This window comes from Actinomadura soli (assembly GCF_005889715.1).
GTDB classification, from domain to species: domain Bacteria; phylum Actinomycetota; class Actinomycetes; order Streptosporangiales; family Streptosporangiaceae; genus Spirillospora; species Spirillospora soli.
Genome location: NZ_VCKW01000001.1, coordinates 73515 through 87015, shown reverse-complemented (window position 1 = coordinate 87015; position 13501 = coordinate 73515). Strand labels below are relative to the sequence as shown.

Here is a 13501-nt window from a genome sequence, read left to right as displayed (position 1 = left end):
AGGTCACCCGTTCTTCCCCGCCGGCGCGGGCGACGGCAGGTAGCCGCCGGCACCGGCGCCCGTGCCGTACTGCCCGGACTTGCCGCTCATCTCGTTCTGCAGCGCCAGGATCGTCACGACCTGCCCGGAGGCGGTGTCCACCACGTCGACGGTGGAGACCGCGTCCTCGGCGTCGGAGTCACGCAGCGCCGCGATCAGCCCGCCCTCCTGCGCGGAGGTCGGCGGGCCACCGACGACGGTACCGCGCCCGGCGCCGTCGAGTGCGGCGGCCAGCGAGATCAGCGCCTTGTTGTCGTCGCCGCCGCCGTCGTAGGCGTACGGGGTGGCGGGCCCGACCATGACGGCGAGCGTCGCGTGCTGCCCGGGCTTGCCGCTCTCGGTGATGTACCCGGCCTGCTTGAAGGCGTTCAGGACGGCGCCGCCGGAGGCGTCCTCCCGGCCCGACTTGGCGGCGTCGCTGGTGACGAGCGCGGCCGCCAGCACCGTGCCCGCCTTGTCGTAGGCGGTCGCGTTGCCGGGGAACTCGACGCCGTCGGGCTTCAACTGGGTGGACAGTTCCTCCACCGTGGTGCGCTGGTCGTCGTCCAGGAACTTCTTCTGGACGGTGACGCGCCCCGTGACGGCGGCGCCCGCCTTCTTGGCGAGTTCCCCGACGCGCTCGATGCTGTCGTCGCCCGCGCCGGGCGTCTCGACCAGCACCAGCGACTGGCCCTTGAGCCGCTCGGCGACGATCTGCGACGACAGCACCTGGGAGAACTGCTCCTGCCCGTTCACCTGGTGCTGCAGCTGCCGCTGCTGGTTACGGGCCTGCTGGGCGGTCTTGGCGGCGGCGTTCGCCTGCTGGCGCAGCGTCTCGCTCACCGAGTCCGACAGCGTGGTGGAGCCGAGCACGATGCCGAGCGCCAGCGCGAGGAAGATCGCGACGATGGAGACGAGGTGGTAGCGGAAATCGATCACGTGAAGAGTCCGGTCAGCCAGAAGACGAAGGCGTGCCAGCGGTCGGCGAGCAGGGGACTGATGACGTCCCCCGCCGGGGACATGGCGACGGCGGTGACGATGGCGATGAACGCGCCGAGGACGAGGAACAGCAGCGACCAGGTCGAGATCCGGCTGCGGTAGAGCCGGCTGACGCCCTTGGCGTCCACCAGCTTGCTGCCGACCCGCAGGCGGGTGAGGAACGTGCTGGCCATGCCGGCGCGGCCCTTGTCGAGGAACTCCACCATGTTGGCGTGCGTGCCGACCGCGACGATGAGCGTGGCGCCCTTGTCGTCGGCGAGCAGCATCGCGATGTCCTCGCTGGTGGCGGTGGCGGGGAACGTCACCGCCTCCTGGCCCAGCTCGTGGACGCGCTTCAGCCCGGGGGCCCGGCCGTCGCGGTAGGCGTGCACGACGATCTCGGCGCCGCAGGTCAGCGCGTCGTCGGACACCGAGTCCATGTCCCCGACGATCATGTCGGGGCGGTACCCGGCCTCCAGCAGCGCGTCGGCGCCGCCGTCCACGCCGATCAGCACGGGACGGTACTCGCGGATGTAGGGCCGCAGGGTCGCGATGTCCTCGCGGTAGTGGTAGCCGCGGACGACGATCAGCGCGTGCCGCCCGGCGAGCTTCGTGGTGACCTCGGGGACGCCGACGCCGTCGATGAGCAGGTCGCGCTCGCGCTTGACGTACTCCATCGTGTTGGCGACGAACGCCTCCAGCTGCGTCGCGAGCCCCGCCTTCGCCTCGGTCAGCGCCGTCAGGACGCTCTCGGGCGTCTGCTCGGTGCCCTTGGCGACGACGTCCTCGCCCTTGTGCACGACGGCGCCCTCGACGCGGACCTGGTCGCCCTCGTGCAGCTTGGTGAAGATCTCGGGGCCGACGTCGTCCACCAGCGGGATGTCGGCGTCCAGCAGGATCTGCGGGCCGAGGTTCGGGTAGCGGCCCGAGATGCTCGGCGCGACGTTCACGACCGCGCCGACCTCGCACGCCACCAGCGCCTCGGCGCTGACGCGGTCGAGGTCGACGTGGTCGATCACCGCGATCTCGCCGGGCTGCAGGCGCTTGGTGAGGTCCTTGGTGCGGCGGTCGAGCCGCACCGCGGCGCTGACCCCGGGCCGGCCGTCGTCGCGGGCCAGGCCGAGCGAGAGCACGCGCCGCGGCAGCCGTTGCGCCAGCCGGACGCGCCGCTCTGTGGTGGGTGACGGCTCGTTCATCACCTGCCATCCTGCCAGAGCACGGGACCCGGTACCGGAAACGGCGAGTGTCCAGGCGTGTCCGTTCGCTCACCCTCTGTAGTTTTTCCGGAGGGCCGTGGGGGGTCGTCCCCCGCGATGACTCGTTACCGTTCGGCGGAGGCCATGGCGAGGAGTTCTTCGGCGTGGGCGCGTCCGAGCTCGGAATCCTCCAGGCCGGCGAGCATCCGCGACAGCTCCCGGACGCGGCCCTCCTGGTCGAGGGCGGTGACGCCGCTGCGGGTGACCGTGCCGTCGTCGGACTTCTCCACCAGCAGGTGCCGGTCGGCGAACGCGGCGACCTGCGGCAGGTGCGTGACGACGATCACTTGCGCGTTGCGGGCCAGCCGCGCCAGCCGCCGGCCGATCTCCACCGCGGCCTTGCCGCCGACGCCGGCGTCGACCTCGTCGAACACGAACGTCGGCACCGGGTCGGCGCCGGCGAACACGACCTCGATCGCGAGCATCACGCGCGACAGCTCGCCGCCGGACGCGCCCTTGTGCAGCGGCAGCGGCTTGGCCCCGGGATGCGGCGCGAGCCGCACCTCGACCTCGTCGACGCCGTGCGGGCCGTACTCGCCGGTCGGGGTGACGGTGACGCTGACGCGGGCGTGCGGCATCGCCAGCGCGGTCAGCTCCTCGGTGACGGCGCCCGAGAACCGCTCGGCGGCGCGGGTGCGGACCTCGGTCAGCTCGCCCGCCTCGGCGGCGAGCCGCTCGGCCAGCTCGGCGTGCTCGGCGCGGAGCTCGTCGATGCGGTCGTCGTCGCCCTCCAGCTCGGTGAGCCGCGCCGCCGACCGCCGCGCCCACTCCAGGACCTCGGCGGCGGTGGCGTCCGTCCCGCCGTACTTGCGGATCAGCGCGGTCACGTCGGCCCGCCGCTCCTGGACGACGGCGAGCCGCGCCGGGTCGGCGTCCACGGACTCGGCGTAGGACGCGAGGTCGGTGCCGACGTCGGAGACGAGGTAGCCGGCTTCGGCGAGCCGGTCGGCGAGCGCCGCCAGCTCCGCGTCGTGGTCGCGGACGGCGTCCAGCGCGTTGCGGGCCTGGCCGAGCAGGCTCGTCACGTTCGCGGCCTCGATCGCGGCGGACGGGTCGCCGAGCAGCGCCTCGTGCGCGGTGTCGGCGGCGCCGCGCAGCGCGTCGGCGTGCCCGAGCCGCTCCTCCTCGGCGGCGAGGTCGGCCTCCTCGCCCTCCTTCGGGTCGACCTTCTCGATCTCCTCCAGGCCGAAGCGGAGCATCTCCGCCTCCTGGGCGCGCTCGCGGGCGCGGGTGGTCAGCTCGTCCAGCAGCGCGGTGACCTGCCGGTGCCGCTGGTACGCCGCCGTGTAGGCGCGCATCGGCTTGGTCAGCGCGGCGCCCGCGTACCGGTCGAGCGCGCCGCGCTGCCGGGACGCCTGCAGCAGCCGCTGCTGGTCGGACTGCCCGTGCACGGCGACCAGGTCGTCCGCCAGGTTGATCAGCACGTTCACCGGGACGGACCGGCCGCCGAGGAACGCGCGGGAGCGGCCCTCCGCCGACACCGACCGGGTCACGATCAGCGCGCCGTCGTCCAGCTCGCCGCCGGACTCCTCCACGCGCTCCACCACGCGCCCGCCGGGATCGACGATGATCCGGCCCTCGACGGTGGCGCGGTCCGCGCCGGGCCTGACCCGCTGCGGGTCGGCGCGCCCGCCGAACATCAGCCCGAGGCTCGTGACCACCATGGTCTTGCCCGCCCCGGTCTCACCGGTCACGACGTTGAACCCCGGGGACAGGTCGAGCACGGCCTCATCGATCACCCCGAGGCCCTCGATCCGCACCTCATCGACCATCGGACGCACCAGCGTCACAACCCTCCGCAAACAGATCCCGGATCGGTGTCTTCCGAAGGGGGCCGTCCCCCAGCACCCCCCGGGCGACTTCGTCGGATTAGTGCCAGTGGAGATTATCCCCTCTGATCGCCGGACGCCTCCCCGCCGATGGGCGGGGCGTCGGAGACTTGCGAGTCCTCCAGCGGAGGCGACGGATACGCCGGCTGCCTGACCCGGCCGCGCCAGCCCGTCACGGGCAGCCCGAACTTCGTCACGAGCCGGTCGGTGAACGGGGTGAGGTGCAGCCGGGCGAGCCGCACCGGCTCGGCGCCGCGCCGGACCTCGACCCGGACGCCGGGCGGCAGGTCGAGCGTGCGGCGCCCATCGCACCACAGGACGGCCCGCGGCGTGCCTGGCAGCACCTCCACCGCGACCAGCGAGCGCGGCGACACCACCAGCGGGCGCGCGAACAGCGAGTGCGCGCTGATCGGGACGACCAGCATCGCCTCGACCTCCGGCCACACCACGGGGCCACCGGCGGAGAACGCGTACGCGGTCGACCCGGTCGGCGTCGCGCACACCACCCCGTCGCAGCCCCAGTTCGACAACGGGCGCCCGTCGATCTCGGCGACGACCTCCAGCATCCGCTCCCGCTCGGCCTTCTCGATGCTCGCCTCGTTCAGCGCCCACGTCGCGCCCATGACGGTGCCGTTGAGGCGGGCGGTGACGTCGACGGTCATCCGCTCCTCGACGTCGTAGCGGCGGGTCACGACCCGGTCGACGGTGGCGGCGAGGTCGTCGCGCTCCGCCTCCGCGAGGAACCCGACGTGGCCGAGGTTGACGCCGAGCAGCGGGGTCCCGGCGGAGCGGGTCAGGTCGGCGGCGCGCAGCAGCGTCCCGTCCCCGCCGAGGACCATGACGACCTCGGCGTCCTCGGCGGCCGCCGCGTTGCTCGGCATGACGTCCACGCCCGTGGCGCCGATCGCGGCGGCCTCGCCGTCCAGGACCCGGACGCAGATCCCGGCCTCGCTGAGCCGCTCGATGACCAGCTGCGCGCTGCGGACCGCCTCGGGCCGCCCGGTGTGCGTGACGACCAGCACCGACCTCTTGCTCATGCTCTCGCCCCACTCCCCGCCGCGTTCACGCGTGCTTCCCTGTGGGAGGCGACCCCCCACACCCCCCGCCTCGCTCCGCTCACTGGATACGACGTCTGGACGAACATCCCCCGTAGGGACGTTCCCGGTTCGGACGCCTTCTGTACGCGCCGCGGCCCGAAGACGATCATTGCGGGCCGTCCGCGATGGCCTTGGCGAGGTCGGCCTCGTCCAGCGGCGGGGCCTCCGCGTGCAGCCACAGGAAGTACTCCACGTTCCCGGACGGGCCGGGCAGCGGGCTCGCAGTCACCCCGCGGACGCCGAGGCCGAGCGCGCGCGCGTGTTCGGCGACGCCCCGCACCGCGTCGGCGCGCAGGTCGGGGTCGCGGACGACGCCGCCCGCGCCGACCCGGTCCTTGCCGACCTCGAACTGCGGCTTCACCATCATCGCGAAGTCGGCGCCGGGCGCCGCGCACGCGCGCACCGGCCCGAGGACGAGCTTCAGCGAGATGAACGACAGGTCGCCGACGACGAGGTCAGGAGAGGTGGCGCCGAGCATGTCCGGGCGCAGGTCGCGGATGTTCGTCCGCTCCAGGACGGTGACGCGCTCGTCCGTGCGGAGGGACCAGGCGATCTGCCCGTAGCCGACGTCCACCGCGTACACGTGCGCGGCTCCGGCCCGCAGCAGGACGTCAGTGAACCCGCCGGTGGACGCGCCCGCGTCCAGGCACACACGGCCCTTGGCGTCCAGGCCCGCGAACGCCTGGAGCGCGCCGGCGAGCTTGTGCCCGCCGCGCGAGACGTAGTCGGGGCCTTCGTCGGCGTCCGCGACGACGATCGCGGCGCCGGTCTCCACCTGCGTGGCCGCCTTCTCCGCCGTCCGCCCGCCGACCCGGACCCGCCCGTCATCGATCAGCCGGCCCGCCTGCTCCCGCGACCGCGCCAGGCCGCGCCGGACCAGCTCCGCGTCCAGGCGGCGCCTAGTGCTCATCGGCCCGGCTCATGGACGCGGGCGCAGCGCGTCGGGGAAGGCGGGCCGCGCCGGCCGCGGCACCTGCGGCGATGGCGCGGGCTGCGGCGGCTGCGCGGGCTGCGGCGGCTGGGGCTCGTCCTGGTCGGCGGAGGCGAGGAGCTCCTGCAGCCGCTGGTGGACGTCCTCGTAGATCTCCACGTGCCCGGGAACGGACAGCGCGCCGAGCTCGCCGAGGCGGGCGACGGCGGCGTCCACGCGCGGGTCGCCGGTCGGGTCGGGCGGCGGGACGGCCGGGAACTCCGCCTCCTCCGGGGCGGGCCGCGGCTCCGGTGCCCGCTCCAGGGCCGGGACCACCGGCTCCTCCGCGGCCTCGTCGGACATCACGTTTACCTCCCAGTAGTCCCTCCGCGCCCGCGTGCGAGTCGCTTCCGGCTCATCCTGAACGCTACCGTCCCTGAACGACATCGTTGTCGAGGGAACGGGGAACGGCCTGACCATGGCGAACGAGGAGGAGTGCCGCGCGGCGCTCGGCCGCATCACGGCCCGCCTGGCGGAGGTGGACGCCGACCGGCTCGCCGAGCACGTGGTCGAGCGGACGATCAGCTGCCACGTCCCTGACCTCGGGCTGGCCTACCGCACCCGGCTCCACGCGGGCGGTCTCGACCCGTTCGAGCTAGACGGCGACCCGGGGGACGCGCAGGTCCGCCTCACGGTGAACAGCGACGACCTCGTCGCCATGGCCGCCGACGAGCTGCACCCCACCAGGGCGTGGGCCGAGGGCAGGCTCAAGATCGAGGCGAGCATCTTCGACCTCCTCCGCCTCCGCAAGCTGCTTTAGCATTCTTCTCCTCCTTCGGGCCTGGCGGCCCTCCATCGTCGAAAAACGTGGCGCGATCGCTGCGTCGCTCCGGCTCGCCTGGCGGCTCGCTGCGCGATCAGGTTTCTCGCAGGCTCGAAACCTGCCTTCGGTCGCGATCGCAGGCGTTGAGGTCGTTGCGTGGTTCTGCGGTGGCTCAGGTCGTCACAGGCCGAGGCGCTCCAGGGCGCTCTTGAGGGCCTTCGCCGGCGGGGGTGTTTCTGATTCCCAGGCGGCGGAGGCCAGGGCGCGGAGGCCGTCGTAGGGGTCGCCTGAGCCTTCGATTGTGAAGGATTCGCCGTCGCGACCGGCCGTCCAGCCGTGGCAGTGGTGGGCGTCGGCCTCCCGGACGATCTCCGGGTGCGGGACGAGGAGGCCCGTCAGGTCGGGGGCCAGGTACGCGGGCCGCCGGTTCGGCGGGGCGGTGAGGGCCTGCATCGGGTCGGTGACGCCGGTGAACACCAGGAGGCTGTCGGCGTCGCCGTTGCGGGCGCCCTCGATGTCGGTGTCGAGGCGGTCGCCGACCACGAGCGGGCGCCGCGCGCCGGTGCGCAGGACCGACTCCTGGTGCAGCGGCCGTTCGGGCTTGCCGGTGACGATCGGCTCGACGCCGGTCGCGGAGCTGATCACGCGGAGCAGGGAGCCGTTCCCCGGATGCGGGGGCCCGTCGCCGCCGGGGATGGTCAGGTCGCCGTTGGAGCCGACGAACAGCGCGCCTCCGCTGACGGCCTGCGCGCCCTCGGACAGCAGCCCGTACCCGATGTCCGGGTGGAAGCCCTGGACGACGGCGGCGGGCCGTCCGGCCGCGGTCGACACCGGGCGCAGGCCCTGCGCGTACAGGGCGTGCCGCAGGCCCATGCCGCCGACCACGAGCACCTCGGACCCGGCGGGCAGCCGCTCGGCGAGCAGCCGGGCCGCGGCCTGGGCGGAGGTCACCACGTCCTTCGCGTCAGCCGGGACGCCCACGTGGGTCAGCAGTTCGGCCACGGCGGACGGGGTCCGCGAGGCGTTGTTGGTCACGAACGCCAGCCGCTGCCCCGCCGCGCGGGCCTTGGCGAGCGACTCGGCCGCCGCCGGGACGGGCCTGCGGCCGATGTAGACGACCCCGTCGAGGTCGAGCAGGGCGACGTCGTACGCCTCGCACAGGGGCCGGTCGCTGCCTTTCATGAAGCTCCTGACCTCCACGTTCAGCGCCGGAACTTGAGGGTGGCCCTGGCGTGCTGGAGCGCCTTCGCGTAGTCGCGGTTCTCGGGACGCATCGCCGCGGCGAGCGCCAGATGCTCCACCGCGCCCTCGAAGTCGCCCATCCGGCTGAGGGCGAGGCCGAGCCCGAACCGGGCGTAGTCCTCGGCGGGCTCCTCCTCGACGATCCACCGGAAGCTCTCCGCCGCCGCGCCGAACTGCCGCACCCCGAACTGGGCGCGGGCGAGCGCCTCGCGGATGCTGTGCGACCGGGGCTCGGCGTCGGCGGCCCTGGTCAGCAGCTGCAGCGCCGCCGCCGCGCTGCCGGCCCTGAGCAGCTCAAGCCCGCGGGTGTACCACTCGTAGACGCCGCCCGCGGGCGGGTCGGGATGCTCGCCGGGGTCGTCCCGCAGGGAATCCTCCGGCCTTTCGGGCCCTTGATGATTCATGTGGACCTCCCCTCGGAATTCGACCGTACCCGCCAAGCCCCCGGACGCCCTCCGACCATTAGCATGCCCAGGATGGACGATGACCTCCCCTCCGAACTCGACCCGGACGGGCTCGACCCGGAGGAGTTCAGCGCCCGCGTCTTCGGGACGTCCGGGCCGCGGACGGGCGGGGGGCTGGAGCTGGCCCCGTTCCGCGGCGTCCGGTTCGTCCCCGAGGTCGCCGGTGACCTGGCGGCGGTGACCATGCCCCCGTACGACCTGATCGACGACGCGGCGGCGACGCGGCTGCTGGCGGGCGGCGGGCACAACATCGTCCGGCTGAACCTGCCGCGCGCGGCCGGGGAGAGCTACGCCACGGCGGGGCGGCGGCTGCGCCGGTGGCTGGACGAGGGCGCGCTCACCATCGACGCCGACCCGGCCCTGTACGTCTACGAGGCGGCCGACGGCGGCACGGTCCTGCAGCGCGGCCTGATCGGCGCCCTGGGGCTGCGCGCGGAGTCGGACGGGGTCGTCCTGCCGCACGAGAACGTCTTCCCCGGTCCCGTCCGCGACCGGCTCGCGCTGATGACCGCCGCGAACGCCAACCTGGAGCCGATCTTCCTGGTGTACGAGGGCGGCGGCGACGCGGCGCGGATCGTCGACGACGCGACCGCCGGGACGCCGCTGATGGAGTTCTTCGCGGACGACGGGCTCTCCCACCGGCTGTGGCGCATCGACGACCCCGCCCTGCACGCGCGTGTCGCCGCAGACCTGCGCGACAAGCAGGCGCTCATCGCCGACGGCCACCACAGGTACGCCACCTACCGCGCGCTGCAGGCCCGGCGCCGCTCCGGCGGCGACGGCGCCGGGCCCTGGGACGCGGGCCTGGCCATGCTCGTCGACTCCACGCGCTTTCCGCCGAATCTGGACGCGATCCACCGCGTCCTGCCCGGCCTCTGTCCCGACCGGGCCGTGGAACGCGCCCGCGAGGTCTTCCGCGTCACCGCCTTCCCGGACGAGGCCGCAGCGCTGGAGGCGCTCGCCGGGGCGCCGCGTCCCGCATTCCTGATCGGCGGCGGCGACTCCCTGTATCTGCTCACCGAGCCTGATCCCGACGCGCTGGGCCGTTCCATGCCGTCCGAGCATTCGCCGCGCTGGCGCGGGCTCGACACGGCCGTCCTCGACCATCTCCTCATCGGGAACGTCTGGAACGTCCCGGAGAACGAGAACGCGATCGACATCGTGCACCACGACGCGTCCGCCGCCATCGACCGCGCGCGGCGCACCGGCGGGACGGCCGTCATCCTGAACCCGCTGAGGGTCGAGGACGTCCTCGCCGTCGCGGGCGAGGGCGAACGCGTGCCCCGCAAGTCCACCTCGTTCGGCCCGAAGCCCCGCACCGGCCTCGTCCTGCGCCTGCTCGACACCTAGGGGCGGGTGGCCCGCCCGGCCGGGTGGGGGCGATCATCGGACGATGGACACCACGACCACGATCACACCGCTCGGCGGGGACGTCTACGAGATCGACACGCGGATGGCGGGCTACACCGGGATCACCGCCGGATACCTGATCCTGTCCGACCGGCCGTGCCTGGTGGAGCCCGGCACGTCCGGCTCGGCCCCGGTCGTGCGGCGGGCGCTGCGGGAGCTGGGCGTCGGGCCGGACGATCTGGCGTCCGTCGTGGTGACCCACATCCATCTCGACCACGCGGGCGGCGTCGGGGACATCGCCCGGATGTACCCGCGCGCGGAGGTCGTCGTCCACGAGAAGGGCGCCCGGCACCTGGTGGACCCGGAGCGGCTCATGCGCAGCGCCCGGATGGTGTACGGCGACAGCCTCGACACGCTGTTCGGCGAGCTGAAGCCGACGGACGCGGCGCGGATCCGGGCCGTCGAGGACACCGGCGCCGTCGATCTCGGCGGCGGACGGCGCCTGGAGTCGCACTACTCCCCCGGCCACGCCAAGCACCACGTCGGCCTGATGGACTCGCGGACCGGCGACCTGTACGTCGGCGACGCCGCCGGGATCTACATCCCCGAGACCGCGGACGTGCGCCCCGCGACGCCGCCGCCGGACTTCGACCTCGGCGCCGCCCTCGCGTCGCTCGGCCGGTTCCGGGCGCTGGGCCCGCAGCGGCTGCTGTTCGCGCACTACGGGCCCGTGCGGGAGGTCGGCGAGACGCTGGAGCGGTCCGCGGAGGAGCTGCGGATCTGGGTCGACACCGTCCGGGACGCCAGGGACCGGGGCCTCGACCTCGACCACGCCGTTGCGATGGTCGTGGACCGCACCAAGGACCGCTACGCCATCACGAGCGACGGCGCCGACCCGGAACTGGCCGCCAAGTACGAGGTGCTGAACAGCGCCGAGAGCAACGTCGCGGGCATCATGCACGCCCTGAACAGGCACGCCTGACGGCGCGTCACTCCCCCTGCGGAGGGTGCTCCTCGCCTTCCGGTTTCGGCTCCAGGAACAGCACCGGCGCCTCGGGGGCCGCCTCGTCCGGCGCCTCCTCCGTCTCGGGCTCGGGGGGCCTGAACTCGATGTCGACCGGCGACGCGTCCTCGGCTTCTTCCCCGGTTTCTTCGGCCTCCTCGGCATCTTCGGCATCTTCGGTGTCGACGATGTGGAGGCCGTCGAGTTCGGCGTAGCGTTCGGCGGCGTCGGTCTCGCCGTCCCGGTCGGCCGCGGCGGCCCGGGCGAACCAGTCGGCCGCCTCGACGTCGCGACCGGCCTCCGCAAGCGCGTCCGCGTAGGCGTAGAACAGGCGCGTCGACCACGGCCGGAGCCGGCGGTCGCGGAGCTCGGGGATCTGCAGCGTCACGACGGCCGCGTCATGCTGCCCGAGGTCGCGGCGCACGCCGGACTCCACGATGCGCAGCTCGACGCGTCCCATCGCGTCGAGCTTCGCGGCCTCCGGCGACTTGATCAGGTCCAGGGCGCGTTCGGGACGGCCGAGGCCGCGCTCGCAGTCGGCCATCAGCGGAAGGTACGCGTCGTCGCCGGTGCTCAGCCGCCGCGCGGCCCGCAGCTCCGCGAGCGCCTCCGCCCATTCGCCCGCGTGGTAGGCCGCGATGCCCGCCGCCTCCCGGACGACCCCGACCCGCGACGCGAGCCGCCGCGCGGCCCGGGCGTGCTTGTAGGCCTGCTCGGGCTCCTCGTCGGCGAGCCTTCCCGCCATCACCAGGTGCCGGGCGACCTTCGTGGCCAGGTCCTTCGGGAGCGTGCGCAGCTCGACGCGGGCGTCGGTGTCCAGTTCCTCGCCGGTGACGTCGTCCGGCAGGAGCGGGTCGTCGTGCTTCGGCGCCGGACGTTCCCGCTCGTCGGAACGCGTCCGGCGGTCGTCGCGGTCGCGGGGCGGGCCGTAGGGGCGTCCGCCGCCGCGCCGGTCGCGGTCTCCCGGGCGCCCTTCGCGCCTGCCCTCGAACCGGCGCCCGCCGCCGCTGCCGGGACGGCGCTCGTCGCGGCCGCCGCGCTCGTCGCGGTCCTGGAACCGGCGGCCCTGCGGACGTCCCTCGTACCGGCGCTCGCCCTGGCCGCCGCCACCCGTCCGGGAACCGCCCGGACGCCCGTCGCGACGCGGCCCGCCGCCGCTCGGACGCTGACCGCCGCCGCCCTGCCATCGCCCCTGGCCCTGGCCGGTGCGAGGGCCGCGGGGGCCGGAGGGGCGTCCTTCCCGCCGCTCACCGCGCGGACCGCCGGGACGGCTCTCACGGCGGTCGTCGGAGCGTCCTTCGCGTGCATCGCCGCGCCGGTCGTCGGAGCGCTTGAACGGACGGCCGGGCGTGCGGTCGTCGCGCTTGCCGCGCGCCTCCCGGTCCTTCCAGCCGCCGCCGCTCGGACGGCCGCCGCCGCTCGGACGGCCGCCGCCGCTCGGACGGCCGCCGCCGCTCGGGCGACCGCGGTCGCCCTTCGGCCCGGCCGGGCGGGACCCGCCCGCCTTCGGGGCGCCGGCGCGAGGCCCGCCCGTCTTGGGGCCGCCCGCACGGGGCCCGCCCCCCTTCGGACCGCCGGCGCGAGGCCCGCCCGCTTTGGGGCCGCCCGCACGGGGTGCGCCCGCTTTCGGGCCGCCGGCGCGGGGCCCGCCTGCGCGGGGGGCGCTTCCCCGAGGACCGCCGCCCTTGCGGGAGCCGGGGCCACCCGGCCCGCCACGGGCGTCTCCCCCACGACGGGCGGGCGGTTTCCGCCTCCCGTCATCGCCCCGCCGCTCACGGTCATCGCCGCCGCGGGCGTCCTCTTCCGCGCTCATCACGTCCGTCACTGTTCTCGAAGATGGTTCGTGGATCCTTGCAACCCCTGCAGCCTACTTTGCGGCTCCACGACATGCGCCGACGGCGGCCCGAAATCGACACGGCCCGTTCGTCACGGCGATTAGTGAAAAGGGTGCGAAAAAATCATCTCGCGGAAGGCTTCCGCACAGCGCTTTCGGCGTCCATTCCCGCCGAATACAGCCGACCCGCCATTCCATCAGATCCGGCCCGATTGTCAAGGCGGGGCCTTTTTCCAGCATCGCGAGGTGATCGGACGCGGCCGGTCAAGCTACGCTCTCCCGGGGCGCCGCGTCAAATCGATCCCCCGGCCCGGCCATGCCGGACGGATTCCCGCGTCTTGCCGGGAACTTGACGTCCGCGGCGACCATCTACCTACTTGGATTACCCAGCCCACGCACGGAGGTTCATCGATGTCCTACCCACCGCCGCCGCCCACCGGCCCCGAGTACGGCGCGGGCAGCCCGCCCCCGAACTACCTGGTCTGGTCGATCCTGGCGACGATCCTGTGCTGCATTCCCGTCGGGATCGTGTCGATCGTCTTCTCCTCGCAGGTCAACTCCAAGTGGGCCGCCGGTGACCAGGCCGGCGCGTACAAGGCGTCCAGCAACGCCAAGACGTGGATCATCGTGACCGTCGTCCTGGGCCTGCTCGCCGGCGTCCTGTCGTTCTTCTACACCCTCTCAAGCGGCAGCTGAC

At 74.0% G+C, this 13501-nt stretch carries 13 protein-coding genes; 4 read left to right on the top strand and 9 right to left on the bottom strand.

Features of this window, described 5'->3' with window-relative positions; genetic code table 11:
* Window positions 1-3: 3 nt before the first annotated feature.
* The 6 genes from ETD83_RS00435 to ETD83_RS00410 all read right to left on the bottom strand — a co-directional run bounded on the left by ETD83_RS00435 (window position 4) and on the right by ETD83_RS00410 (window position 6451).
* The gene (locus ETD83_RS00435) at window positions 4-957 is read right to left on the bottom strand and encodes a copper transporter (RefSeq protein WP_138643011.1); all 954 of its coding nucleotides are present in this window, start codon (window positions 955-957) and stop codon (window positions 4-6) included.
* On the bottom strand, window positions 954-2192 hold the full coding sequence (gene steA, locus ETD83_RS00430) for a putative cytokinetic ring protein SteA (RefSeq protein ID WP_138643010.1): 1239 nt from the start codon (window positions 2190-2192) through the stop codon (window positions 954-956). Before steA ends, ETD83_RS00435 begins: the two co-directional genes overlap by 4 nt.
* Window positions 2193-2317: 125 nt before the next feature.
* Window positions 2318-4024, bottom strand: a complete 1707-nt coding sequence (recN, locus tag ETD83_RS00425) for a DNA repair protein RecN (RefSeq protein WP_138643009.1) — start codon at window positions 4022-4024, stop codon at window positions 2318-2320.
* A gap of 113 nt (window positions 4025-4137) precedes the next feature.
* Window positions 4138-5118 (bottom strand): NAD kinase, encoded by a 981-nt coding sequence (locus ETD83_RS00420; protein WP_138643008.1) that lies wholly within the window; start codon window positions 5116-5118, stop codon window positions 4138-4140.
* Window positions 5119-5284: 166 nt separating this feature from the next.
* Entirely contained in the window at window positions 5285-6088 is an 804-nt protein-coding gene (locus ETD83_RS00415; RefSeq protein ID WP_138643007.1) for a TlyA family RNA methyltransferase, read from the bottom strand.
* Between the two features lie 9 nt (window positions 6089-6097).
* Window positions 6098-6451, bottom strand: a complete 354-nt coding sequence (locus tag ETD83_RS00410; protein WP_205717410.1) for a hypothetical protein — start codon at window positions 6449-6451, stop codon at window positions 6098-6100.
* 115 nt (window positions 6452-6566) lie between these two features.
* Between ETD83_RS00410 and ETD83_RS00405 the strand changes: the two genes are divergently transcribed.
* Window positions 6567-6908, top strand: coding sequence for an SCP2 sterol-binding domain-containing protein (locus tag ETD83_RS00405; protein WP_138643006.1), 342 nt, complete (start codon window positions 6567-6569; stop codon window positions 6906-6908).
* A gap of 183 nt (window positions 6909-7091) precedes the next feature.
* Here the strand turns inward: ETD83_RS00405 and ETD83_RS00400 are convergent, their stop codons facing one another.
* Together ETD83_RS00400 and ETD83_RS00395 are read right to left on the bottom strand one after the other, a co-directional pair.
* Window positions 7092-8093, bottom strand: a complete 1002-nt coding sequence (locus ETD83_RS00400; protein ID WP_138643005.1) for an HAD-IIA family hydrolase — start codon at window positions 8091-8093, stop codon at window positions 7092-7094.
* Between the two features lie 20 nt (window positions 8094-8113).
* Window positions 8114-8557, bottom strand: a complete 444-nt coding sequence (locus tag ETD83_RS00395; RefSeq protein ID WP_230420601.1) for a tetratricopeptide repeat protein — start codon at window positions 8555-8557, stop codon at window positions 8114-8116.
* Window positions 8558-8629: 72 nt separating this feature from the next.
* Between ETD83_RS00395 and ETD83_RS00390 the strand changes: the two genes are divergently transcribed.
* Window positions 8630-9967: a DUF1015 domain-containing protein gene (locus ETD83_RS00390; protein ID WP_329602654.1), complete on the top strand. Its 1338-nt coding sequence runs from the start codon at window positions 8630-8632 to the stop codon at window positions 9965-9967.
* A 43-nt stretch (window positions 9968-10010) separates the two neighbouring features.
* Window positions 10011-10949: an MBL fold metallo-hydrolase gene (locus ETD83_RS00385; RefSeq protein WP_138643003.1), complete on the top strand. Its 939-nt coding sequence runs from the start codon at window positions 10011-10013 to the stop codon at window positions 10947-10949.
* Window positions 10950-10956: 7 nt separating this feature from the next.
* Here ETD83_RS00385 and ETD83_RS44135 read toward each other — a convergent pair whose 3' ends face one another.
* Window positions 10957-12783, bottom strand: coding sequence for a hypothetical protein (locus ETD83_RS44135; RefSeq protein WP_230420600.1), 1827 nt, complete (start codon window positions 12781-12783; stop codon window positions 10957-10959).
* 432 nt (window positions 12784-13215) lie between these two features.
* Between ETD83_RS44135 and ETD83_RS00375 the strand changes: the two genes are divergently transcribed.
* A complete protein-coding gene (locus ETD83_RS00375; RefSeq protein WP_138643001.1) occupies window positions 13216-13500 on the top strand; it encodes a CD225/dispanin family protein in 285 nt (94 codons plus the stop codon).
* Window position 13501: the final 1 nt, after the last annotated feature.